Genomic DNA, 23,764 nt, shown 5'->3' on the forward strand with positions numbered 1-23,764 from the left:
AGGGGCAGGCGTCAGGGGCGCGGGGAACTGCGCGACCAGCCACGACGGCGTCGCACCCGAAAGACCACCCCCCACTAAAGTGGACCCCATGGCTTTGAACCCCGCAGACACCGCTCTCTGGCCCGCCCCTCAAGCAAGCGGAGCCGTCGACGCAACGGTCCATGTCCCAGGGTCAAAGTCGGTCACCAACCGCGCACTGGTACTGGCAGCCCTTGCGAGCGAACCGGGCTGGCTCCGCCGCCCCCTCCGCTCCCGAGACACCCTCCTCATGGCCGCCGCCCTCCGCGAGATGGGCGTCGGCATCGAGGAGGGAGTGGGCCCCGACGGCACCGGCGAGACCTGGCGCGTCCTGCCGGCAGGCCTCCGCGGCCCCGCCACCGTCGACGTCGGCAACGCCGGCACCGTCATGCGCTTCCTGCCCCCCGTCGCGGCCCTCGCCGACGGCCCCGTCCGCTTCGACGGGGACCCGAGGTCGTACGAACGCCCCCTGCACGGCGTGATCGACGCGCTGCGCGTGCTCGGCGCCCGGATCGACGACGACGGCCGGGGTGCCCTGCCCCTGACGGTCCACGGCAGCGGCGCCCTGGACGGCGGCCCGGTGGAGATCGACGCCTCCAGCTCGTCCCAGTTCGTGAGCGCCCTGCTGCTGAGCGGCCCGCGCTTCAACCAGGGCGTCGAGGTCCGGCACATCGGCTCCTCGCTGCCGTCGATGCCCCACATCCGCATGACCGTCGACATGCTGCGCGCGGTCGGCGCCCAGGTGGACACCCCGGAGTCGGGCGGCGAGCCGAACGTCTGGCGGGTCACGCCGGGCGCCCTGCTGGGCCGGGACCTGACCATCGAGCCCGACCTGTCCAACGCCCAGCCGTTCCTGGCGGCCGCCCTGGTGACCGGCGGCCGGGTCGTGATCCCGGCCTGGCCGGCCCGCACCACCCAGCCCGGCGACCGGCTGCGCGAGATCTTCACCGAGATGGGTGGTTCCTGCGAACTCACCGACTACGGCCTGGTGTTCACCGGTTCGGGTGCCATCCACGGCATCGATGTCGACCTCGGCGAGGTCGGCGAGCTGACCCCGGGCATCGCGGCGGTCGCCGCCCTGGCGGACTCCCCCTCCACCCTGCGCGGGGTGTCCCATCTGCGTCTGCACGAGACGGACCGGCTGGCCGCGCTCACCAAGGAGATCAACGAACTCGGCGGTGACGTCACCGAGACGGCCGACGGACTGCACATCCGCCCGCGCCCGCTGCACGACGGGATCTTCCACACCTACGAGGACCACCGCATGGCCACCGCCGGCGCGATCATCGGCCTCGCGGTCGAGGGAGTGCAGATCGAGAACGTCGGGACGACGGCCAAGACCCTGCCGGACTTCCCGGATCTGTGGACGGGGATGCTCGGGAGCGACAGGCCGTAGGGACCTAGACGATGCGCCGCTACGGCAAGCACACCGACGAGGACGACATCCGCAGCCGCCCCAACCGCAAGGGGAACCGGCCGCGCACCCATATTCGGCCCAAGCACGAGGACGCCTCCTGGGGCATGGTTCTGACCGTCGACCGGGGCCGGCTGACCGTCCTGGTGGACGACCGGATCGTCATGGCGATGAAGGCCCGCGAGCTCGGCCGCAAGGCGGCGATCGTCGGCGACCGGGTGGCCCTCGTCGGTGACCTGTCGGGCCAGAAGGACACCCTCGCGCGGATCGTCCGGATCGAGGAGCGCACCTCGGTGCTGCGCCGTACGGCCGACGACGACGACCCGTACGAGCGGGTGGTCGTCGCCAACGCCGACCAGCTCGCCATCGTCACCGCCCTCGCCGACCCGGAACCCCGGCCGCGCCTCATCGACCGCTGCCTGGTCGCGGCCTACGACGGCGGGCTGACCCCCCTGCTGGTCATGACCAAGTCGGACCTCGCCCCGCCGGACAAGCTCCTGGAGCTCTACGGCGACCTGGACATCCCGTATGTCGTCACCAGCCGCGAGGAGCTGGAGAACGGCGATGCGGCGGCCCGGGTGCGCGAGCAGCTGGACGGCAGGATCACGGCGTTCGTCGGCCACTCGGGCGTGGGCAAGACCACCCTGGTGAACGCGCTGGTCCCGGAGGACCGCCGGCGCCTGACCGGTCATGTGAACGCGGTGACAGGCCGCGGCCGCCACACCACGACCTCGGCGCTGGCGCTGCCCCTGGCGGGCGACGACGGCTGGGTGATCGACACCCCGGGCGTACGGTCGTTCGGGCTGCACCACGTGGACCCGTCCCGGGTGATCCACGCCTTCCCCGACCTGGAGCCGGGGACCGAGAACTGCCCCCGCGCGTGCAGCCACGACGAGCCGGACTGCGCGCTGGACGAGTGGGTGGCCGAGGGCCACGCCGACCCGGCCCGGCTGTACTCGCTGCGCCGGCTGCTGTCGACGCGGGAGCGCACGGAGGGGGACTGACCGGGGGCCCGGGCGACTGACCTCCGCGTTGTTTGGGTGTACGCGAGTTCGGTAAGTGCATACTCGCACCGAGCCGGACATACGGGAGGACAGCACATGGCGTGGCTGCTGGTGGTGGTGGCCGGGTTGCTGGAGACCGGTTTCGCCGTGTGTCTGAAGCTCTCCCACGGGTTCACCCGGCTGTGGCCGACCGTCGCGTTCTGCATCTTCGCGCTCGGCAGCTTCGGCCTGCTGACCCTGTCACTGAAGAAGCTGGACGTCGGCCCCGCCTACGCCGTGTGGACCGGTATCGGTGCGGCGGGCACCGCGATCTACGGAATGATCTTCCTCGACGACCTCGTCTCGACGCTGAAGATCGTCTCGATCAGCCTGGTGATCATAGGTGTGATCGGCCTCCAGCTGTCGGGCTCGCAGCACTAGGTCCCGCCGCCGGTCGCGCGAACTGCCGGTCACGCGAGCTGCCGGTACAGCGCGCTGCGGACCAGGTCCGCGACCCCGCCCTCGCCCGGCGGGGCGGACACGCAGGACAGGGCGAGCCGGACCGCCAGTTCGCAGGAGCGGGCCAGTTCGGGGACGTCCGCCTTGTGCACGCCGGGTCCGGCGAGGACCGAGACGGCACGGTCGCGGACCAGGGCCACGAAGTCACCGGGCGACGGCAGCGGCCCGTCCGCCCGGCGCTGGGCCGGCACCGCGGAGGAGGACGGCACCGCGGAGAGCGTCGGCGAGGGCAGCCGTTCACCCCAGCAGCCGGTGAGCATGGCCCGTACCAGCGCGTTCTCCCGGGCGGAGACCGTGGTCCACTCGGCGGCCGCCGTCAGCCGCTCGCGGGCGTCGCCGTGCGCGGTGAGCGCCCGCTCCACACCGAGGAGATAACCGTCGGCCTCTCGTCTCACGAGTGCGCGGGCCAGCCCTTCCTTGCTCCCGAACTCGTTGTACAGCGTCTGCCGGGACACCCCGGCCACCACCGCCACGTCCACCATCCTCACGGCGGACCACGGCCGACGCGCCAACGCCGCGTAAGCGGCATCCAGCAGCGATTCCCGCGCAGCAGGCATCATCGCCTCCCAGGGAGCAAGCAGCTCTGCGCCCAGATTTGACGCGCCCGCGTGCACTGTCAAGGGTGCGCGGGGGCATCGTGGGGGAGGCGTCCACACTCCGGCCCCTGTAGCACCGTGCCGACAGCGGCAGATACCGTTCGCCCCATGCCGGACTACCTCGACGACCTCCGCCTCGCCCACGTCCTCGCCGACGCGGCCGACGCGACCACCATGGACCGCTTCAAGGCGATGGACCTCAAGGTCGAGACGAAACCGGACATGACCCCGGTCAGCGAGGCCGACAAGGCGGCGGAGGAACTCATCCGCAACCACCTCAAGCGGGCCCGCCCGAGGGACGCGATCCTCGGCGAGGAGTACGGCGTGGAGGGCACCGGCCCCCGCCGCTGGGTGATCGACCCCATCGACGGCACCAAGAACTACGTGCGGGGCGTCCCCGTGTGGGCCACCCTGATCTCCCTGATGGAGGCCGCGGAGGGCGGCTACCAGCCCGTCGTCGGGCTGGTCTCGGCCCCCGCCCTCGGCCGCCGCTGGTGGGCCGCGAAGGGCCACGGCGCCTTCACCGGCCGCAGCCTGTCCTCCGCCTCCCGGCTGCACGTCTCCAAGGTCGGCAAGCTCACCGACGCGTCCTTCGCGTACTCCTCGCTCACCGGCTGGGAGGACCAGGGCCGCCTTGGCGGGTTCCTGGACCTGACCCGCGAGGTCTGGCGCACGCGCGCGTACGGCGACTTCTGGCCGTACATGATGGTCGCCGAGGGCTCGATCGACATCTGCGCCGAGCCGGAGCTGTCCCTGTGGGACATGGCGGCGAACGCGATCGTCGTCACCGAGGCCGGCGGCACCTTCACCGGCCTCGACGGCCGCCCCGGCCCGCACAGCGGCAACGCCGCCGCCTCCAACGGCCTGCTCCACGACGAGCTGCTGGGATACCTCAACGAGCGCTACTAGGAAGCACATCTGAGCGCACGCGCCCTCAATCGGCAGCGCGCGCCCTCTTGTTGACCCCCGCTTTACCTGGGACTCTGAGAGCACCCTCATTTGTGAACTTGTGAACCACTGAACTTTCTCAGTGGCCCACCAGGAGGTGACTCCGAACCCATGCTCGTCCGCGACGCCATGAGCACGGTGGTCCTGACCATCGGCCCCGCCCACACCCTCCGCCAGGCCGCCGCCCTGATGTCCGCCCGCCGGGTGGGCGCGGCCGTGGTCCTCGATCCCGACGGCACCGGCACCGGCATTCTGACCGAGCGCGACCTCCTCAACTCCGTGGGCCTGGGCCAGAGCCCGGACACGGAGCACGTCCACGCCCACACCACCACCGACGTCGTCTTCGCCACCCCGACCTGGACGCTGGAGGAGGCCGCGCAGGCGATGGCGCACGGCGGCTTCCGGCACCTCATCGTGCTGGACCGCGGTGAACCCGTGGGCATCGTCTCGGTCCGCGACATCATCCGCTGCTGGGCACCGGCACGGCAGCGCGTACCGGCCGGCACCGGATCGCCCCACTAGAGCACACCGGAAAAGTCACACTGGACTCAGTCCAATTCGAGTAGCCATCCAATCTCACACCCGTTCGGATTCTGGTCTCCAGCTGTTAGGCTGGTGCACATGAGCGACCTACTGGAACGACTGCGCGGCCGCGGATGGCGGATGACCGCGCAGCGGCGCGTCGTGGCCGAGGTCCTCGACGGCGATCACGTCCACCTGACGGCCGACGAGGTCCACGCGCGCGCCGTGGCCAAGCTGCCCGAGATCTCCCGGGCGACCGTCTACAACACCCTGGGCGAGCTGGTGACCCTCGGCGAGGTGCTCGAGGTCGCCACCGACAAGCGCGCCAAGAGGTACGACCCCAACGCGCACCGGCCGCACCACCACCTGGTCTGCGCCCGGTGCGGCGCCATCCGGGACGTCCACCCCACGGGCAACCCGATGGCCGACCTGCCCGACTCCGAGCGCTTCGGCTTCACCGTCTCGGACGTCGAGGTGACCTACCGCGGCGTGTGCCCGAACTGCGCGGCGGCCTAGCAGCACCCCGCACCTGAGCCCCGGCGTCCTTCCAGGACCCCGGGGCTTCGCACTGCCCACGAAGGCACGGGGGCACGAGGGCTTCCTGAATCTGACGGACCGTCATATCGTCGTGCGGCCACCCTCTCCGTACCGAACTCCTGACTCAGGGAGCAACCGTGGGAGACCCGCACCCCGAACCCACCACAGCACGGCAACCGCCCCCGGACCGCCCGCACCCCAAGCTCCACGCCACCGGCCTGACCCGCGCCTTCGGCCGCCCGCCCCGCTCCGTCGACGCCCTCGGCCCCCTCGATCTCACCGTCGCCCCGGGCGAGTTCGTCTGCCTGGTCGGGCCCTCCGGCTGCGGCAAGTCGACGCTGCTGCGCATCGCGGCGGGCCTGCTGCGCCCGAGCGGCGGCACCCTGGAGATCCGCACCTCGGCGGCCCGCCCGGCGGCCATGATCTTCCAGGACTACGGCATCCACGACTGGAAGCAGGTCCGCGCCAACGTCCGCTTCGGCCTGGACATCCAGCGCGTCCCGCGCCGCGAGGCGAACGCCCGGGCCGACGAGTGGCTGGCCCGCATGGGCCTCACGGAGTTCGCCGACGCCTACCCGGCGGCCCTGTCGGGAGGCATGCGCCAGCGCGTGGCCATCGCCCGGGCCCTGGCCGTGGAGCCCGAACTCCTGCTGATGGACGAGCCCTTCGCCGCTCTGGACGCCCAACTCCGCATGATCCTCCAGGACGAGCTGCTGGAGATCACCCAGACCCTGCGCACCACCACGCTGTTCATCACCCACAGCCTGGAGGAGGCGATCGTCCTCGGCGACCGCGTCCTGGTGATGTCCGCCCGCCCGGGCCGTCTGATCGCCGAGCACCGCCCGCCGTTCCCCCGCCCCCGCACCGGCGACATCCGCGCGGCACCCGATTTCACCTCCCTCAAGAGCGAGTTGTGGGACCTGCTGAGGAAGGAGGCGGTACCGGCATGACGACAATCGCTCCCGAGAAGCCGGAATCCGTCCTGGTCCGCCGCCCGGGCCCGGAGGAACTGCACCCCGTCCGCACCCACCGCCGCAGACGCGCCCTGGAACTGGCCCTGGCGACCGCAGTCCCCCTGCTCCTGATCCTCCTCTGGCAACTGGCCGCAGCTCAGTCCTGGCTGGACGCCCGCGTCTACCCGGCCCCCTCCACGATCCTGGCCGACGGCTGGGACCGCGCGGCGGCCGGCGAGCTCTGGCCGGACGTGTGGGCCACCACGAAGCGCGTCCTGGCCGGCTACGCGGTCGGCACGGCCACGGGCTACGCGCTGGGCCTGCTGATGGGCTCGCTGTCCCTGGTGAGAGCGGCCCTGGAACCCCTCCTGGACGCCCTGTACGTGGTCCCGAAGCTGGCCCTGCTCCCGGTCTTCCTGAACATGTTCGGCCTCGGCGAGGGCCCCCAGATCGCCCTGGTGGCGACGACGGTCTTCTTCTTCGTCTGGATCCAGACGATGTCCGCCGTCGTCTCGATCCCCGCCGGCCACCGCGACGCCGGCCAGGTCTTCGGCGCCTCGCCGTGGCAGACGTTCCGCCACATCCTGCTCCCCGCCTCCCTCCCGTCCGTCCTGGTCGGCGCCCGCATAGCCGCGGGCGTGGCGGTCCTGGTGATCGTCGCCTCGGAACAGATAGCCGCCACCGACGGCCTGGGCCACCTGATCTTCGACTCCCGCGCCCTCTTCCGGAACGACGTGATGTTCGTCGGCATCGTCTGCGTGGCCGTCCTCGGCGTCCTCTTCTCCGAACTGGTCCGCGTCCTGGGCCGCCTGCTCACCCCGTGGGCCCCGAAGGACCGCGGAAGGGGCCAATCATGAACACCCGCCTCTACGGCACCCTCCTGACCGCCCTGACCCTGCTGGCCACGGCCTCCTGCACGGCGTCCCACCCCACAGGAAGCCCGGAGCCGGACGCGGCCGGGACCCGGACCGTCCGCCCGGTGCCGGGCTGCGGGACCGGCTCCTGGACGGACCCCGCCGACCTCTCCCCCACCCGCACCCCGGCCCGCTGCGACAAGGGCGCTCCCGCCCCACGCCCCCTCGCCGGACCCCGCAAGCTGACGATCGCAACGGGCACCCTGAGCGCTGAATACGTGGCCCCCCTCCAAGTGGCCGTGGACAAGGGCGAGTTCAAGAAGGAGGGCCTGGACGTCACCCTGAAGGTCCTGCCGACCCCGGACTCCCTCCCGCTTCTCGCGAAGGGGGACATCGACGCGCTGTGGGCGGCCCCCGAGGCAGCCGTCATGAACGGCATCAGGGGCGGTTTCGACATCCGCTGGGTCGCGGCGAACTTCTCCCCCGACCCGGCGTCGAAGAGCGGCCTGTGGGTGCGGCTGAAGGACGGCGAGAACGCCGGCCAGGTGAGGATGGCCGGGCGCAGGATGGGCACGATGATCGGCAAGGGCTCGGTGATCGCGTACCCGATGGAGAAGGCCCTGGAGAAGCACGGCGGCGGCCTCGACGAGATCCAGTACCAGCAGCTCGGCTCGGCGGACGTCCTGACGGCCCTCCAGAACGGCGGCGTCGACTCGGCCTGGCTCCTGGACCCGGTCTGGCGCAGGGTCGACGGCAGCTCCGACTACGCCTTCCTCGGCGGCCAGCCCCTCGGTGAGCCCCTGGGCGGCATGCTGTACGGCCCCGGCCTGCTCGACGACGACGTGGACGCGGGGGTGGCCCTGCTGCGGGCGTACATCCGCACGGTGAACACGTACTTCCCGGCCGGCTACAAGTCCGACGCGACCTTCGTCACGTACCTGGCGAAACTCCTGAAGACCGACGAGGCGATCCTGCGTTCCACCCCGTCCCTGCGGATGGACTGGGAGATCAGATCGGGCACGACGGACCGCTTGCAGGCGGCGTACAGGGCTCAGGGCGTGGCGGAGGGTGACCCGCTGCCGGAGTCGAGGACGGTGAACAGGTCCCTCTACGAGGAAGCGGTGGGTCATCGGCCGTAAACGCACCGAGGGCCGGAACCCTTTCGGATTCCGGCCCTCGGCCTTCAGTAGCGGGGACAGGATTTGAACCTGCGACCTCTGGGTTATGAGCCCAGCGAGCTACCGAGCTGCTCCACCCCGCGTCGATGAATGCAACGTTACGTGAAGGATGAGTCCAGAAGCAAATCGCTTCACTGCACCCACTCAGGGGCGCGGGGAACGGCGCGACAAGCCACGACGATCCCGCAGCCGCCGTGCCACCGGACCCGCCACCCCCTTAGGCGGACAGCTCTTCCCGCAGCGCGTCCCGCAACCGCGCCGCCCGCTCCGACACCTCCGCAGGCCCCAGCGCCACCGCCCGGTCGGCCCACCGCTGCCCTTCCGCCAGCTCTCCCCGACGCGCGTAGACGAGGGCCAGCCGCAACGCCGCCCGCCCGTGCCCCGCGTCGGCGGCCCGGGCCCACCACACGGCGGCCTCCGGCTCACTCCCCTCGCGGGCGAGCAGCAGCCCCAGGTTGAAGGCGCCGTTGCGGGAGCCGGCCTCCGCGGCCTCCCGGTACCAGCGGGCCGCCTCGACGACATCGCCCCGGGACGCGGCGAGCATCCCCACCCGCACCTGGGCCCGCCGGTGCCCCTGCGAGGCCGCCCGCTCGTACCACTCCTCGCACTCGCTCTTCTCCTCGTGCACCGGCTCCCCGAGGGTGTGCGCGGGCACCGGCGGGCGCCGGGCGTCGAGCACGGTGGCGAGCCGGTACGCGGCCTCCGCGCTGCCGCCCCCCGCCGCGCACCGCAGATGCCGTTCGGCGGTGGCCTCGTCGCCGTCCCGCAGCCGGGCGATGCCGACCTGGAGCGCCGCCTCGGTGTGCCCGGCGGCGGCCGCCCGCTCGTACCAGCGCAGTGCGACGGCCTCCTCGCCGCGGCCGGCGAACAGGATGCCGAGGTTGAAGGCGGCGTCGACGCTCCCGGCCTCGGCGGCCTTGGAGAACCACGGCTCCGCACCGGCCGTGTCGCCGCCCTGGAGCAGCAGGATGGCGAGCGCGTTGGCCGCCTCCCGGTGCCCCGCGTACGCGGCCCGCCGGTACCACTGCTCGGCCTGCGCGGTCCGTCCCTGCTCGGCGCAGAGCAGCCCGAGGTTGTACGCGCCGTTGTCGTCACCGGCGTCCATCGCGGCCCGGTACCAGCGCTCGGCGGTCTGTGGCTCGCCGCGCTCGGCGTGCAGCGCGCCCAGCGCATTGGCCGCGTTGCCGTCGCCGTCCTGGGCGGCGCGCAGCCACCACACGGCGGCGCTCTCGGTGTCGCCCGCGTCCCGCAGCAGGAACCCGAGCGCGCAGGCGGCCCGCGCCTCGCCGTCCTTCGCGGAGGTCAGATACCAGCGGCCGGCCTCCTTGAGCGCACCGCGCCGCTCCAGGATGGCCCCGAGGTGCAGCGCCGCACGCCGGTGCCCGCGCGCGGCCGCCTGCCGGTACCACTGCTCGGCGTCGGCCCCGGCGCCGTGGTCCTCCCCGACGTCCCCCTCGGGCACCAGCCGGCGGTCGAGGGCGCGGGCCAGCCGGTAGGCGGCCTCGCGGTGTCCCCGCTCGGCGGCGGTCCGCATCCACGGCTCGGCGTCCGCGTCCCCGCGGTGCTCCAGCAGGTCGGCGAGGGCGTAGGCGCCCAGCGCGTGGCCCTGCTCGGCGGACTGGCGCAGCCAGTACTCGGCGGCGGGCTCGTCGCCCCGCTCGCGGTGGTGGCGGCCCAGCGCGTGGGCGGCCGCGGCGGATCCGGCGACGGCGGCGATCCGCCACCAGCCGGCCGCGTCGTCGGCATAACCACGCTGGTGGAGCAGGACGCCCAGGTTGTTGGCGGCGGCCCGGTCGCCGGCGGCGGTGGCGGCACGCAGATGGGGCTCGGCTCCGTCGAGATCACCGCGGCGCAGCAGCAGGGCGCCGAGGACGCTCATCGCCTCGACGTCACCGGCTTCGGCGGCGAGCCGCTGCCGGACCTCCTCGGCGGCGTCGTCAGGCGCCTCCCCGACCCCGTCCCGCCCGGAAGGTTGCACAAAACGCCCTGTCTCGAACAGAGTTGCCTTGTCCCCCATAACGTCCATCGTCGCACCACCTGCAACCTGGGTACACCTGGTATACCGCAGCCAGTGAGGTCACTTCAGCGTTTTGTCGACATGCCCACAGAACGACAAGTGAAACACAGTTCCCGCCAACTGCCCCCGGCGGCACGGCCGTCGATTCCTCGGCACATGCGTTCGCACATCACGAAGGCCCGGATCCTGAAGAGGATCCGGGCCTTCGATTCCAGTAGCGGGGACAGGATTTGAACCTGCGACCTCTGGGTTATGAGCCCAGCGAGCTACCGAGCTGCTCCACCCCGCGCCGTTGTGTTGCAACCGTATCACGGCGCGGAGGTGGGCTTTTACCAGCGGCTGCTCAGCCGCTGGGACTGCTGCTCGGGCTGCTGCCGGGCTTCGGGCTGCTGCTGGGCTTCGGGCTGCCACTGGGCTTCGGGCTGCTGCCGCTCTTGTTCGCCGCGGCCTGAGCGTCCTCCGCACGCTTGAGTGCGTCCTGGAGGTCGTCCTGGGCCCGGCCGTACGCCTCCCAGTCGCCCTTCTTGAGGGCTTCCTGGCCGGCGTCGAAGGCCTTCTGGGCGTCGTCCAGCGCCTGTTGGACCGTCGGGTTGCTGGACGTCGGCGGCGGCTTGGTCCCGCCGTCGTCGTCCGGTGGCGGAGTGGTCGTGGCGTCCGCTCCGAAGACCTTGTTCAGGGCCTGGTCGAGGGTGTCCTCGAAGGCGGTGTTGCCTCCGTAGGTCACCAACACCTTCCGCAGCAGCGGGTACTTGAGTCCCCCACCGCGTACGTACACCGGCTCCACGTAGAGCAGTCCTCCGTCGAGCGGCACCGTCAGGAGGTTGCCGTACTCCACATTGGAGTCGCCTCTGTTGAGGAGGCTGATGGTCTCGGCGATGTCCTGTTCGGAGTTGAACTGGCTCTGCACCTGTTTGGGCCCGTTGACCGTGGTGTTGGTCGGCAGTTTCAGAATTCTGATCTTGCCGTAGTCAGGGGTGCCCGCCTCCGCGTCGACCGACATGAACGCGCTGAGGTTGTCCCGGCCGTTGGGCGTGAACGTCGTCGTGAGCGAGAACGCCTGCGCCTTCTGGTCGGGCATCTTCATGCTCAGGTAGTACGGCGGCACCGCGTCGCCCGACTTGTTGGTCGGGTCGTCCGGCACCTGCCACACCTCGCTGCCGCTGAGGAAGGTGTCCGCGTCCTCGACGTGGTAGCGGGCCAGCAGTTCGCGCTGGACCTTGAACAGGTCCTGCGGGTACCGCAGATGGGCCATCAGGTCGGTGGAGATGTCCTTCTTCGGCTCCACCGTGCCCGGGAACGCCTTCATCCAGGTCTTGAGGACCGGGTCCTGGGTGTCCCACTGGTAGAGCTTGACCTGGCCGGTGTACGCGTCGACGGTCGCCTTCACCGAGTTGCGGATGTAGTTGACCTGGTTCTGCTGGGCCACCACCGCGCGCTGGTTGTTCGTCGCGGTCAGCGAGTCGGCCGTGGTGTCACCGAGGGTCGTGCGCGAGGAGTACGGGTAGCCGTTCGTCGTGGTGTACGCGTCGACGATCCACTGGATCCTGCCGTTCACCACCGCCGGATAGGCGTCGCCGTCGATGGTCAGCCAGGGGGCGACCGCCTCGACGCGCTGCTTGGGCGTGCGGTTGTACAGGATCCGCGAGCCCTCGCCGATCGCTCCGGAGTAGAGGATCTGCGGCTCGCTGAACGCCACCGCGTACGCGGCCCGGTTGACCGGGTTGGAGAGGTTGACCCCGCTCTTGTCCTTGTAGCTGTAGGTCTTCTCGCCGTCGTCGTCGGAGTAGTCGATCTCCTTCTGGGGACCGCCGACGATCGAGTAGGTGGTGGTCTTCTCGCCGTAGTAGACGCGCTGCTGGTACTCGCCGAGGTCGCCCTGGGACGGCAGGTTGGACTCGGTGAAGACCGGGCGGCCCTCGTCGTCGGCCTCGGTGCCCTTCGCGGCGACCACGCCGTAGCCGTGGGTGTAGCGGAAGTGGTCGTTGATCCAGTTGTTCTTCGGGATGCCCGCGAGATTCAGCTCACGCAGCCCGATGACCGTGTCCTGATCCTTGCCGTCCTTGCTGTAGCGGTCGACGTCCAGGTTGGTCGGGAACGCGTAGTAGTTGCGCATCTGCTGGAGCTGCTGGAACGTCGGCGAGACGACGTTGGGGTCCACGACCCGGATGCTGGCCGTGGCGTCGACGTCGTCGCGTAGCTTGGTCTTGTCCGTGGTGGTGGACTTGCCGTCGTACTCCTTCACGGAGGCGTCGTCGATGCCGTACGCCTCGCGCGTCGCCTTGAGGTTCTTCTCGACGTATGGCGCTTCCTTGGCCTGCTCGTTCGGCTGGACCTGGAACTTCTGGACGATCGCCGGGTAGAGGCCGCCGATGAGGATCGCCGAGAGCACCATCAGGCCGAAGCCGATCACGGGCAGCTGCCAGGTGCGCCGCCACAGGGTGGCGAAGAACAGCAGGGCGCAGATGACGGCGATGCAGAAGAGGATGGTCTTCGCCGGCAGATAGGCGTTGGCGTCGACGTACCTCAGGCCCGTCCAGCTGTCGGTGGCCTTGAAGTCGCTGGACTTGACCGCGAGGCCGTACCGGTCGAGCCAGTAGGCGACCGCCTTCAGGGTGACGAAGACGCCGAGCAGCACCGAGAGGTGTCCGGTGGCCGCGGCCGTGGCCCGCGCGCCCGGCGAGGTGATCCTGAGGCCGCCGTAGAGGTAGTGGGTCAGGGCCGCGGCGATCACGGAGAGGATCGTGGCGGCGAACCCGAAGCCGAGCAGGAACCGGTACCAGGGCAGGTCGAAGGTGTAGAAGGAGATGTCGAGGTGGAACTGCGGGTCCTTCTGGCCGAAGGAGACGCCGTTGACCCACATCAGCCAGGTCCGCCACTGACCGGCCGCCGAGGCGCCCGCGATCAGGCCCACCAGGGAGACGATGCCGAGCAGCAGCCACTTCTTGTACGGCGCGATGCCCATCCGGTAGCGGTCGAGGTTCTGCTGCTCCATCGACATGGCGCTCAGCGGCGGCCGGAGCCGGTGCGCCAGCCAGATGTTGAGGCCGACCGCGAGGGCCATCAGCACACCGAAGACGAAGAACAGCCCGATCTTGGTCCACAGGGTGGTGGTGAACACGGACGAGTAGTTCACCGAGCGGTACCAGAGCCAGTCCGTCCAGAAACCCGCGAACATGGTGAACGCCATGCCGAGGACGGCAAGGACGCCCAGCGTCATGAGCAGGGTCCTGGCACGCCGGGACGGGCGGCCCACTCTCATCCGCGGCCCTGTCGGGCCTCCGCCGCGGTCCGGCATCTGGAAAGCCAAGGTGCGCACCTCGAAGTTCGCTGTCGATCCATCAGACCCCCGGGTTCGCGGGCCCTGGGTGGCCCCCCGTGATCGCGGGCCCACACCTATGCAACTTACTCACCGTTTACTCGGTTCCCGATTCCGGTGATGAACGAGGCAGGATTGTGACCATGTCCAACACCCCCATGGCGGCGAGCCCGCTCACCCGGGCCGTGCTCGAGATCGACGAGTACGCCTCCGGCCTCGGCTGGGACCAGCCCGCCCGTCTCTTCGCCCTCGTAGACACCGCCCGGCTGCGCGCCCAGGAACCCGCTCTCGCGAGCCAGCTAGGTCAGGGGGGCGCGCAGGAGTCCGCGGCTCTGACCCCCGTCGAGCAGGAGGAGATTCCCGCGGGCAAGCCCCTCGACGAGTTCCTCGGCACCATCGCCTGGCCGGACGCGGTCGTCGGCTGCGCGCTCACCGTGGAGCGCCTGATGCTGCCGCCGTCCGCCGAGGCGTCCGTCCCGCAGGGGCTGAGCGAGGCCAGGCTGGCGAAGTGGGTCGCCGAGCACCCGGACCGCCAGGAGGTCCGCATGACGGTCGGGGTGCTGCGCGACGGCACCCGCGACTCGGCGCTGCGGCTGCGTGAGAAGGACTCCCCCACGGAGGTCCTCACGGGCGGCGACCTGGTCCCGGGCCTCGCGGAGGCGTTGTCGGCGACGTTCGAGGAGTAGCCCGCGCAGCTAGCTCTTCGTGCACTTCGGCAGGTCGGACGTCTTGCCCTCGCGGAGGTCCTTGAGCGCGCCGAGGGCGTCGTCGATGGTGTTCACCTTGATCAGGGTGAGTCCGCTCGGGGTGTCCTTGGCGGCGGCCGCGCAGTTGTCGGCGGGCGTCAGGAAGTACTGGGCGCCCTTGTCGCGCGCGCCGACCGTCTTCATCTCGATGCCGCCGATCGGGCCGACCTTGCCGTCGTCGTCGATCGTGCCGGTGCCGGCGACGAACTTGCCGCCGGTGAGGCTACCGGGGGTGAGCTTGTCGTAGATGCCGAGCGCGAACATCAGGCCGGCGCTCGGGCCGCCGACATCGGCGAGCTTGATGTCGATGGTGAACGGGAAGGTGTGGTCGGTCCCGGCGGCGATCCCGACGATGGCCCGCTGGGCGCCGTCGTCGTCGGACTGCCTGGTGGTGATGGTGATCTTCTCTGTCTTCGTCGCCGGCTTGTTCGCCTTCTCGGCGGCGGCCTGCTCCTTGGCGGGCACGATCGTGAAGACGACCTTCTCGCCCGGCTTGTGCCTGGTCACCAGCTTGGCGACGTCGTCGGGCGCCTTCACCGCCGTCCCGTCGACGTCCTTGATCACGTCACCGGCGTGCAGTCTGCCCTCGGCCGGGGAGTCCTTGACGACGGTCGAGACGATCACCCAGGACTGCACGGGGACGTGCAGCTCCTTCAGGGCGGCGACCTTGGCGCTCTCCTGGGACTGGCTGAACTCCTCGGCGTTCTCCTGGGTCGACTGCTCCTCGGTCTTGCCGTCCGGGTAGAGCGTGTCGTGCGGGACGATCTTGGCGTCGTGCGCGAGCCAGCCGTAGACGGCCTCGACGAGGTTCATCCTGAAGTCGGCGCTGGTGACCCGGACGGTGGTCATGTTCAGGTGACCGCTCGTCGGGTACGTCTTGCGTCCGGAGATCTGGAGCACCGGCTCGCCGCCGTGGTCCCCGAGGGTGTTCACCGTGGGGCCCGGTGACAGCTCGGAGTAGGGCACTTTGATGAAGACTCCCGCGCAGAGAAGCGCGATCAGCATCAGGGTGGAGGCGAGCATCGTCGCGGTGCGGCGTGGCATGGCACGACAGTACGGGACGTATCTGTCAGACCAGCGTCTGGGCGCCGTACCCGGCCGAGGTCAGGTACCGGAGTGGGACTTCTCCATGGCGGCACGGAAACGGGCGTATCCGTCGAGCTCGGGGCCGTCGCTGCGGACCTTGTGGTTGCGGTTGGCCCAGCTGCCCCACAGCCCGGCCGCGACCGCGGCCACGAGTGGAATCACCAACCAGATGAGCGCCCCCATGCCGACCTCCGACCCCGCACCGAGCGACCGCCGAGCGATCGCGGAAAACTGACTGATCAGCAGATTAACCATCCGCACTGACAACGCTCGTGCCAGGGGTGCGGTTACGCAACCGGAGGGGTGAAGGAAGGGTTCAGCAGGCGCCGACCCATTCCTCCGTACCGTCAGAAAACGTCTGGTGCTTCCAGATCGGCACCTCGTGCTTGAGATCGTCGATCAGCTTCCGACAGGCCTCGAAGGCCTCGCCCCGGTGCGGGCAGGACACGGCGACGACGACGGCCAGGTCACCGACTCCGAGATCCCCCACTCGGTGCACGGCGGCGAGCGCCCGCACCGGGAACTCGGCGACGACCTTCTCCGCGACCCTTCGCATCTCGGCCTCGGCACTGGGGTGGCAGGAGTACCCGAGCCTGTCGACGTCGACACCCCCGTCATGATTCCTGACGGTCCCGACGAACAGCGCGGTCCCTCCGGCGGCATCGTCCCCGACGGCCCGGAAGACCTCGTCGAGGGAGAGGGGGGTGTCGCGGACGGCGAGGAGCTTGATGGGCTCGTCGGCGGTCCGCTCACCGGGGTGATCGAAAGTGGGTGCCATACGTCCATCGTGCCGCACGCCGCGATCGACCAGGAATAGAGCTTTCCTACAGGCGGCCACCTCCTGTCACCGGCGCATGCGCCAACCCAAGGGGCGCGGGGAACGGCGCGGTCAGCTCCCACCGGCCCGCAGCCGCCCCACAACCTGACCCGGCACCCCGAGGCGCCCCCTCAGATCCTCCGCCGAGCCTTCCGAGCCCGCCGCACCACGGCAGCCGCACCGAGCAGCGCAACCGTCGCCCCCGCCGCCCCCGCCGCCGTCGCGTCCTTGCGCCCCAGCCGCCGCCCGGCCACCGTGTGCCGCCCGGCGACCTCCTCCAGCAGCTCCGCGAGCACCTCCTCGTTGGTCCACCGCGGCCGCCACCCCGCGTCGTGCAGCCGGCTCCCGCTCACCACCCAGGGGTACATGGTGTACGCGAGGTCCCCGGCAGGGGACGGCGTGAGTCCGATCCGGTGCAGCCGGGCCGCCGCGCCCAGCGCCACCGCCGACGGCAGCTCCATCCGGCGGATTCCGCTGAGCTCCTCGATCTCCTCCTGCTCCAGCCACCCGTCGCAGCCCACGGCGAGCTCCCCGTCGACCTTCTCCAGGACGGCGTGCTCCAGAGCGGCACACAGGTCCTCGACGTGGCAGAACTGCCAGGCGGGCCGGGACCCGGCCACCACCAGCAGCCGGGGCGACTCGAAGTACCGGGTCAGCGCGGTGTCGGTGCCCCCGCCCACCAGGACGGCGGGCCGTACGACGGTGACGTTGAGCCCCGGGTGCGCCCTGGGGGCCCGCCGCGCGAGCCGTTCGATCTCCAGCAGGTCCCCGACTCCGGTCGCCTCGGCGGTGGCCCGCAGCTCGGCGTCCTCCGACAGGGGCAGCTCGTTGTCCGGCAGCGCGCCGTAGACCATCGCGGAGGTGCACAGCACGACCCGGTGGACGCCCGCGGCCGCGGCCGCGGTCAGCACGGTCTGCGTCCCCCGGACGTTGTAGGCCGTGCGCGCGGCGGGATCCGTCTCCAGATCGAGGTCGAGGGCCAGATGCACCACGACATCGGCCCCGCGGAGCTTGTCGGCGATGGCCGGATCCCGCACGTCCAGGATGTGCCACTGCGCCGCCGCGCACTCGCCGCGCCGCTCGTCCAACGCGATGACCTGCTTGATCTCCGCCGAGGCGGCGAGCCGCTCGACGAGCAGTGCTCCGACGCCGGACGCGGCACCGGTGACCGCGACGACTGGCCCGCGCGTGGCGGGATTGGTTGACTGGTTTCGCGCTGCGCGAACCTGCGGATCAGGGGAACTCACCGGGCGTCTCCAGCGGTTGTCTTCAGTAGGAACGCGAGTGACGCGTACGTACCAGGTGGCATCCATCCTGCCGCAGGCGGAGAGTCGGCGGAGCACCGAGGCCCTCACGGCCCGCGGTGTCTACGCTGGGGGGTGTTATCGGGCAGCCGCGCCACCGGGGCAACCGGTGGCCTTACCAGCCGAGGAATCCCGTGAGTGACACCCCATTCGGATTCGGCCTTCCGCCGGAGGAGCCGGACGACGGCGACGAGGGCAAGAAGAAGGACCAGCAGAGCGGCGGTGGTCAGGGACCGAACAACCCGTTCGGTTTCGGCGGCCTGCCCGGCGCCGGAGGCTTTGGCGGCCCCGGTGCGGACAATCCGCTCGCTGCCATGTTCGGATCGCTGAACCCCACCGACCTGGGCGCCGCCTTCCAGCAGCTGGGCCAGATGCTCTCCTACGAGGGCGGCCCGGTGAACTGGGACATGGCCAAGCAGATCGCCCGCCAGACGGTGTCCCAGGGCACCCCGGACGGCACCAAGGACGCGAGCGTCGGCCCCGCCGAGCGCACCGCGGTCCAGGATGCCGTCCGCCTCGCCGACCTGTGGCTCGACGACGCGACGTCCCTGCCGTCCGGCGCGGGCTCCGCGGTGGCGTGGTCCCGCGCGGAGTGGGTCGAGGCGACCCTGCCCGCGTGGAAGGAGCTCGTCGACCCGGTGGCCGAGCGGGTCGGCACCGCGATGGGCGATGTCCTGCCGGAGGAGATGCAGGCCATGGCGGGCCCGCTGATCGGCATGATGCGCTCGATGGGCGGCGCCATGTTCGGCACCCAGATCGGGCAGGCCGTCGGGGTGCTCGCGGGTGAGGTCGTCGGCTCCACCGACATCGGCCTGCCGCTGGGCCCGGTCGGCAAGGCCGCGCTGCTGCCGGCGAACATCGAGGCCTTCGGCAAGGACCTCGGCGTCCCCAAGGACGAGGTGCGGCTGTACCTCGCCCTGCGCGAGGCCGCCCACCAGCGCCTCTTCGCGCACGTGCCGTGGCTGCGCTCGCACCTGTACGGCGCGGTGGACGGCTACGCGCGCGGGATCAAGGTCGATACCGCCAAGCTGGAGGACGTGGTCGGCCAGTTCGACCCGCAGAACCCCGAGCAGCTCCAGGACGCCCTCCAGCAGGGCATGTTCCAGCCGGAGGACACCCCGGAGCAGAAGGCCGCCCTGGCCCGTCTGGAGACGGCTCTGGCGCTGGTGGAGGGCTGGGTGGACGCGGTGGTCCACGCGGCCGCGAAGCCGCGTCTGTCGTCCGCCGACGCGCTGCGCGAGACCCTGCGCCGCCGGCGTGCCTCGGGCGGCCCGGCCGAGCAGACCTTCGCCACGCTGATCGGCCTGGAGCTGCGCCCGCGCCGTCTGCGGGACGCCTCCCGCCTGTGGGCCTCGCTCACGGACGCGCGCGGTGTCGACGGCCGTGACGGCCTGTGGGCCCACCCGGACATGCTGCCGACCGCCTCCGACCTGGACGACCCGGACGGCTTCGTGCACCGCGAGCAGCTGGACTTCTCCGAGCTGGAGAAGATGCTCGGCGAGACGGGCAGCGGCTCGGACGGCTCCGACGGCTCCGACGGGAAGCCGGACCTGAAGAAGGACGACGACACCGAGTGAGCCTCCATGACGACGCGGTCCTCGTGATCAAGGGGTACGAGGACCAGGAGGAGCTGCGCCAGGCCTACCTGGACCATCTCGCGGCCCACCCGGACGGCATCTGGAAGGCCTGTCACGCGGGGCATGTCACGGCGAGCGCGCTGGTGATCGACCCGTCACGCGGGCAGGTCCTGCTCACCCTTCACAAGAAGTTGCGGATGTGGCTCCAGATGGGCGGCCACTGCGAGCCGGCCGACACGTCCCTGGAGGCGGCGGCCCTGCGCGAGGCGACGGAGGAGTCGGGGGTCGCCGGTCTGACCCTGCTGCCCGGCGGCCCGGTCCGCCTGGACCGGCACCCCGTCCCGGCGCCCTGCAACTGGCACTTCGACGTCCAGTACGCGGCTCTCGCCCCGGCCGGCGCCGTGGAGACGATCAGCGAGGAGTCCCTCGACGTGCGGTGGTTCCCCTACGACGAGGTGGCGGAGGTCGCCGACGAGTCGGTCGTACGACTGCTGGAAGCGACGCGCGCGAGGCTGTGAGCGCCTCCTCAGCGGGGATGTAAGGGGCGCCCGGCTATGGTGGGCGCCCCTTACCCGTGCCTAGCTGTTGCTTCCCCCGAGGGAGTTGCCGCGCATGCCGAACTGGCCGAGGACCCCGCCGTTGCGCATGCCCTGCGGCGGCAGGAGTTCACTCGGCTGGACCAGGACGTGGCCGGTGCCGCCGAAGTGCATCTCCCAGCCCTCGCCGGTGGTGCCGCGGCGGCGCCACACTCCGGAGGTGGAGGTGGGTGCCTGGAGCTGGGTGCGCAGGGACGTGGACCAGGCGATGACGGCGTCGGAGTCGACGCAGACGTTCTTCTCCGGGCTCACCTCGAGGACCAGCGGCTCGCCCGAGGTCATCAGGACGACCTGCCCGGAGCCGGACAGCTCCAGGTTGTAGGCGCCCGCGGCGGCCACCTCGACGGCGCTGTCCACGGCGACGATGCCGACGCCGAGGGAGCCGTCGAAGGCGAGCACATAGGCGCTGTCGACGGTGATGCCGCTGCCGACCTCCATGATGTGCAGGTGCTGGGCGACGCTGGCCAGGTAGACGATGCCGTTGCCCTTGCAGCGCATGAGGTCGAGGCCCTCACCGGTCATCCGCTGGACGTTGCGCCAGTTGCGGTTGCGGTACTGGCTGTCGAACTCGACCTGTCCCTCGAAGGCCACCATGGCGCCCTGCCGGGCGAGCACGGGGCTGCTGCCCTGGGTGACGTCGGTCTTCAGGAGCTGCGGGTTCTGGAGTGTGTAGCGGCCGGTCGACTCGACCGGGACGTGTGCGAAGAGTGTGCTGTGCATGATGTGCCTGGTGCTCCCCTCAGCCCCGGATCTTGAATCGGTCGCCGGTGTCCTCGCTCGGCTGGACGACGACGAAGCCCTGTCCCTTGAAGCCGATCTGGAAGGCCTCGCCGCTGCCGCGGCCGATGAGGGCGCTCGCCTTGATGGTGCGGCGGGCCTTCATCTCCAGGCCGGCCGTCCAGGCGACGAGGGCGTCCGGGTCGACGTACGTCTCGCGTTCGGCGCAGTCCAGGGCCATCGGGATGCCCCGGCTGACCAGGGCGACCCAGCCGGTGCCCTTGACGACCAGGTTGGTCAGGCCGGAGCCGGACAGCTTCGCGAGTCCCTTGACCGGCTCGATGGCGAGTTCCAGGGAGGCGTCGCAGGCCAGCAGGGTGGCGCCGTTCACGGACAGCGCCTCGCCGTTCAGGTGCAGGACGAGGATGTCGCCGCCGTAGTCGGCGAGGTACAGGTCGCCGTCGCCGCGGGCCAGCATCAGCCGGCCGCCCTCTCCGGTGACCATCTCCTCCGCCGAGCGGCGCAGGCTCGCGGGCGCCGCGTCGAACTGCACATAGCCGTCGTAGGCGATCATCGAGCCGGCCTTGGCGATCAGGTCGTGGCCGGTGACCATGGTGACCTTGAGCGTCTTGGAGCTGTGCACACTCATCCGGACGCCGGTCGCGGCGGCGCGGTGCGCACTCAGAGTCTGGGTGTCCATGGCCTCACACCTCGAAGGGCTGTACGACGACGAAGTTTCCGGGAGCGCCGCGGAACTGGAGGTTCACGGCCTCGGTGGTCTGCCGGGCGTACCCGGAGCGGCGCAGCCTGAGCGAGGTCGTGGTGACCGCCTGCGCACCTGCCGACCAGGCGATGACGGCGTTGCCGTCGACATAGGTGGCCGGACCGACGGGCAGCACGACGGGCACGCCGCGGGTCTTGACGACGACCGCGCCGGTGCCGGAGAAGAGCATGCTGAAGAAGCCTCCGCCGGGCAGTCCCGCGCCCTCGATGCGCCGGACCTCGGTCTCCAGGGTCTCGTCGAAGGCGAGCACGCCCTGGGCGCTGGTGTAGAGCTGCTCGCCCTGGAGGCGGATCACGAAGACCCGGCTGGCCTCGTCGGCGAGGAACACCTCGCCGTTGCCGGTGCAGCGCATCAGGGACATGCCCTGGCCGGTGAGCGCTCCGGTGAGCTTGCCGAGCAGCCCCGAGCCCTTGTGGGCGAAGTCGATGTCGCCCTGGTAGGCGACCATGCTGCCCTGCTTGGCGAGGATGGGCGCGTCCTTGGTGAGGGTGGCCCGCACCAGGTTGGCGTTCTGCTCCGTCCAGCGGTCCCCGACGGGCGCTTCCGCGTACTTGGTCAGGACGACCCGGACGTTGGCCTCCGGCGGGACGGGGGCGAGCTGGGTCCCGCCGCCGAAGGGCTGCGCCTGGCCGGGGAAGGCGCCGGGCGCGCCGGGGGGCGCGAACTGACCGGCGACGGCACCCGGAGGGGTGAACTGGCCGGCGGGGGCGCCGGGAGGGGCATATGGGGCGGCCGGGGCGCCGGGCGGCGCGTACTGGCCCGCGGGAGCGCCCGGAGGGGCGTATTGGCCCGCCGGGGGTGCTCCTGGTGGCGTGAAGGTCTGCCCTGGAGGAGTGAAGGCCTGCGGGCTCGACGGCGCGGGAGACGGAGCGGCGGGAGCCGGTGCGGGAGCCGGTGCGGGCGCCGGGGGCGCGCCGAACGACGGCGCGGGCGGGGCGGCCTGCGGGGGCGGCGCGAAGGCCGGGGCCGGGGCCGGGGCCTGCGCCGGGATGCCGGGCTGGGGGGCGGGCTCGGGAGCGGCCTCCTCCTCGGCGACCTCGCCGCCGAAGTTCTTCAGCAGCGCCTCAAGACCGCCGTCGAAGCCCTGGCCGACCGCGGCGAACCGCCAGACGTCCTTCAGGTAGAGGTCGCCCACCATCAGGGCGCGCTCGGTGGAGAACTCGCTGCCGTCGAACGAGTACCGGGCGACTTCCTCGCCGCCGGCGACGATCCGGAGGTAGCCGGGAGCGATCTGCGACATCTGGCCGTCGCCGTCGATCGTCGCCGTGAACGACAACTTCTGGATCTGCGGCGGAATCTGGTCGAGCGTGACCCGGAACGACTCCGTGTCGCCCGATTGCGCCCCCAGGAGCTGGACGGAGTCCTCGGGGGACTTGGGCTGGTTGAAGAAGATGAAGTACCGGTCGTCGGAGAGCCGTTCGTCGGCGTCGAGGCCGAAGCAGCTGATGTCGAAGGTCAGCCCGGGGCCGGAGATCTGTACACCTACGTACAGATCCGTGCCCGCGGTCAGGTCACTGATCTTGGCCTTGTGGCCGCGCTGGAATTCCCTGGCCATGCGTTACGACCGTCCCCCATCCCGAATGCGAGTGCGTCGCGACAGGCTAACGGCAAATTCGGACACCGGCTCAAGCCGGTACGGATCCGGTACAAAAACCCGTTCGGGTCGACCGTCACTCTCCGCGTCCGGGCGGCAGGTGCGGCAACCGGTCGGCGGCCACCACGCCCTCCAGGTAGCCCTTGGCCCGCTCGGTGCGCGGATACGCCTCCAGCAACCGCCAGAACCGGGGGCCGTGACCGGGTACGAGCAGATGCGCCAGCTCGTGGAGCAGGACGTAGTCGACGACGTACTCCGGCATCCCCTGGAGCCGGTGCGACAGCCGGATGCTGCCCTCGGACGGGGTGCAGGAGCCCCAGCGCGTGTTCTGGTTGGTGACCCAGCGCACCGAGGCGGGCCGGGCCCGGCCGTCGAAGTACTGGGCCGACAGTCGCTGTGCCCGCTCGGAGAGCTCGGCGTCCCCGAGAACCCGTTTGCTTTCCTGCGCGGCCAGCTTGTCGAGCATGACGCTGACCCAGCGCTGCTCCTCGGCCTCGGACATCCGGGCAGGGATGAGCACGACGGTGCGATCGCCCTCGCGGTACGCGGAGACCGTCCGGCGTCGGCGGCTGCTCCTGCGTACCTCGATCGCGCTCGCCCCCGAGCCGCTCGGCGGCTGGCTCGTCGTGCTGCGCTGTGGCGTTCCGGCGCTGTGCAGTGGATCGGCGGGCACGCCCTGACGTTACCC

Annotated in this window: 23 protein-coding genes and 2 tRNA genes; 12 read left to right on the forward strand and 13 right to left on the reverse strand. The window is 71.0% G+C overall.

Annotated elements, in window-relative coordinates:
• Nucleotides 1-88: 88 nt before the first annotated feature.
• From aroA to H295_RS0117830, 3 genes are all read left to right on the forward strand, one after another.
• The gene (gene aroA / locus H295_RS0117820; protein WP_028809464.1) at nucleotides 89-1,414 is read left to right on the forward strand and encodes a 3-phosphoshikimate 1-carboxyvinyltransferase; all 1,326 of its coding nucleotides are present in this window, start codon (nucleotides 89-91) and stop codon (nucleotides 1,412-1,414) included.
• 11 nt (nucleotides 1,415-1,425) lie between these two features.
• Nucleotides 1,426-2,436, forward strand: a complete 1,011-nt coding sequence (rsgA, locus tag H295_RS0117825; protein WP_020136693.1) for a ribosome small subunit-dependent GTPase A — start codon at nucleotides 1,426-1,428, stop codon at nucleotides 2,434-2,436.
• Nucleotides 2,437-2,532: 96 nt separating this feature from the next.
• Complete coding sequence (locus H295_RS0117830; protein WP_007384590.1) at nucleotides 2,533-2,856, forward strand: DMT family transporter; 324 nt, start codon at nucleotides 2,533-2,535, stop codon at nucleotides 2,854-2,856.
• A 29-nt stretch (nucleotides 2,857-2,885) separates the two neighbouring features.
• Here the strand turns inward: H295_RS0117830 and H295_RS0117835 are convergent, their stop codons facing one another.
• Complete coding sequence (locus H295_RS0117835) at nucleotides 2,886-3,494, reverse strand: TetR/AcrR family transcriptional regulator (protein ID WP_043217592.1); 609 nt, start codon at nucleotides 3,492-3,494, stop codon at nucleotides 2,886-2,888.
• Between the two features lie 144 nt (nucleotides 3,495-3,638).
• On the opposite strand from H295_RS0117835, the gene hisN reads away from it, so the two are divergent.
• From hisN to H295_RS0117865, 6 genes are all read left to right on the forward strand, one after another.
• Nucleotides 3,639-4,439, forward strand: coding sequence for a histidinol-phosphatase (gene hisN / locus H295_RS0117840; protein ID WP_020136695.1), 801 nt, complete (start codon nucleotides 3,639-3,641; stop codon nucleotides 4,437-4,439).
• A gap of 150 nt (nucleotides 4,440-4,589) precedes the next feature.
• On the forward strand, nucleotides 4,590-5,000 hold the full coding sequence (locus tag H295_RS0117845; protein WP_020136696.1) for a cyclic nucleotide-binding/CBS domain-containing protein: 411 nt from the start codon (nucleotides 4,590-4,592) through the stop codon (nucleotides 4,998-5,000).
• A 99-nt stretch (nucleotides 5,001-5,099) separates the two neighbouring features.
• Entirely contained in the window at nucleotides 5,100-5,516 is a 417-nt protein-coding gene (locus H295_RS0117850; RefSeq protein ID WP_028809465.1) for a Fur family transcriptional regulator, read from the forward strand.
• A 158-nt stretch (nucleotides 5,517-5,674) separates the two neighbouring features.
• Entirely contained in the window at nucleotides 5,675-6,487 is an 813-nt protein-coding gene (locus H295_RS0117855) for an ABC transporter ATP-binding protein (RefSeq protein WP_020136698.1), read from the forward strand.
• Nucleotides 6,484-7,347: an ABC transporter permease gene (locus tag H295_RS0117860; RefSeq protein WP_020136699.1), complete on the forward strand. Its 864-nt coding sequence runs from the start codon at nucleotides 6,484-6,486 to the stop codon at nucleotides 7,345-7,347. Before H295_RS0117855 ends, H295_RS0117860 begins: the two co-directional genes overlap by 4 nt.
• Nucleotides 7,344-8,483, forward strand: a complete 1,140-nt coding sequence (locus H295_RS0117865) for an ABC transporter substrate-binding protein (RefSeq protein WP_020136700.1) — start codon at nucleotides 7,344-7,346, stop codon at nucleotides 8,481-8,483. Before H295_RS0117860 ends, H295_RS0117865 begins: the two co-directional genes overlap by 4 nt.
• A gap of 48 nt (nucleotides 8,484-8,531) precedes the next feature.
• Here H295_RS0117865 and H295_RS0117870 read toward each other — a convergent pair.
• The 4 genes from H295_RS0117870 to H295_RS0117885 all read right to left on the reverse strand — a co-directional run bounded on the left by H295_RS0117870 (nucleotide 8,532) and on the right by H295_RS0117885 (nucleotide 13,834).
• Nucleotides 8,532-8,605 (reverse strand) — tRNA-Met (locus tag H295_RS0117870).
• Between the two features lie 134 nt (nucleotides 8,606-8,739).
• Nucleotides 8,740-10,548: a tetratricopeptide repeat protein gene (locus H295_RS0117875; RefSeq protein WP_051135567.1), complete on the reverse strand. Its 1,809-nt coding sequence runs from the start codon at nucleotides 10,546-10,548 to the stop codon at nucleotides 8,740-8,742.
• Nucleotides 10,549-10,754: 206 nt separating this feature from the next.
• Nucleotides 10,755-10,828: transfer RNA gene (locus tag H295_RS0117880), tRNA-Met, on the reverse strand.
• A gap of 54 nt (nucleotides 10,829-10,882) precedes the next feature.
• Complete coding sequence (locus H295_RS0117885; RefSeq protein ID WP_234021636.1) at nucleotides 10,883-13,834, reverse strand: UPF0182 family protein; 2,952 nt, start codon at nucleotides 13,832-13,834, stop codon at nucleotides 10,883-10,885.
• Nucleotides 13,835-13,998: 164 nt separating this feature from the next.
• Between H295_RS0117885 and H295_RS0117890 the strand changes: the two genes are divergently transcribed.
• Entirely contained in the window at nucleotides 13,999-14,541 is a 543-nt protein-coding gene (locus H295_RS0117890) for a PPA1309 family protein (protein WP_020136703.1), read from the forward strand.
• Nucleotides 14,542-14,550: 9 nt separating this feature from the next.
• Here the strand turns inward: H295_RS0117890 and H295_RS0117895 are convergent, their stop codons facing one another.
• The 4 genes from H295_RS0117895 to H295_RS0117910 form a co-directional block, all read right to left on the reverse strand.
• Nucleotides 14,551-15,645, reverse strand: coding sequence for a PDZ domain-containing protein (locus H295_RS0117895; protein ID WP_020136704.1), 1,095 nt, complete (start codon nucleotides 15,643-15,645; stop codon nucleotides 14,551-14,553).
• A gap of 60 nt (nucleotides 15,646-15,705) precedes the next feature.
• Nucleotides 15,706-15,870, reverse strand: a complete 165-nt coding sequence (locus H295_RS47540; RefSeq protein WP_020136705.1) for a hypothetical protein — start codon at nucleotides 15,868-15,870, stop codon at nucleotides 15,706-15,708.
• 133 nt (nucleotides 15,871-16,003) lie between these two features.
• On the reverse strand, nucleotides 16,004-16,465 hold the full coding sequence (locus tag H295_RS0117905; protein ID WP_020136706.1) for a molybdenum cofactor biosynthesis protein MoaE: 462 nt from the start codon (nucleotides 16,463-16,465) through the stop codon (nucleotides 16,004-16,006).
• Nucleotides 16,466-16,635: 170 nt separating this feature from the next.
• Nucleotides 16,636-17,751 carry an SDR family oxidoreductase gene (locus H295_RS0117910; RefSeq protein WP_020136707.1) on the reverse strand — a complete coding sequence of 372 codons (1,116 nt, stop codon included), beginning with the start codon at nucleotides 17,749-17,751 and terminating at the stop codon, nucleotides 16,636-16,638.
• Between the two features lie 191 nt (nucleotides 17,752-17,942).
• Between H295_RS0117910 and H295_RS0117915 the strand changes: the two genes are divergently transcribed.
• Nucleotides 17,943-19,385, forward strand: coding sequence for a zinc-dependent metalloprotease (locus tag H295_RS0117915; protein ID WP_020136708.1), 1,443 nt, complete (start codon nucleotides 17,943-17,945; stop codon nucleotides 19,383-19,385).
• Nucleotides 19,382-19,903: an NUDIX hydrolase gene (locus H295_RS0117920; protein ID WP_020136709.1), complete on the forward strand. Its 522-nt coding sequence runs from the start codon at nucleotides 19,382-19,384 to the stop codon at nucleotides 19,901-19,903. Before H295_RS0117915 ends, H295_RS0117920 begins: the two co-directional genes overlap by 4 nt.
• Nucleotides 19,904-19,963: 60 nt before the next feature.
• Here H295_RS0117920 and H295_RS0117925 read toward each other — a convergent pair whose 3' ends face one another.
• The 4 genes from H295_RS0117925 to H295_RS0117940 form a co-directional block, all read right to left on the reverse strand.
• Complete coding sequence (locus H295_RS0117925) at nucleotides 19,964-20,701, reverse strand: AIM24 family protein (RefSeq protein ID WP_020136710.1); 738 nt, start codon at nucleotides 20,699-20,701, stop codon at nucleotides 19,964-19,966.
• Between the two features lie 19 nt (nucleotides 20,702-20,720).
• On the reverse strand, nucleotides 20,721-21,398 hold the full coding sequence (locus H295_RS0117930; RefSeq protein ID WP_020136711.1) for an AIM24 family protein: 678 nt from the start codon (nucleotides 21,396-21,398) through the stop codon (nucleotides 20,721-20,723).
• Between the two features lie 4 nt (nucleotides 21,399-21,402).
• Nucleotides 21,403-23,037 carry a TerD family protein gene (locus H295_RS0117935; protein WP_020136712.1) on the reverse strand — a complete coding sequence of 545 codons (1,635 nt, stop codon included), beginning with the start codon at nucleotides 23,035-23,037 and terminating at the stop codon, nucleotides 21,403-21,405.
• Between the two features lie 115 nt (nucleotides 23,038-23,152).
• Nucleotides 23,153-23,749, reverse strand: coding sequence for a M48 family metallopeptidase (locus tag H295_RS0117940; RefSeq protein WP_063741191.1), 597 nt, complete (start codon nucleotides 23,747-23,749; stop codon nucleotides 23,153-23,155).
• Nucleotides 23,750-23,764: the final 15 nt, after the last annotated feature.

This window comes from Streptomyces sp. 351MFTsu5.1 (assembly GCF_000383655.1).
Taxonomy (GTDB): domain Bacteria; phylum Actinomycetota; class Actinomycetes; order Streptomycetales; family Streptomycetaceae; genus Streptomyces; species Streptomyces griseorubiginosus.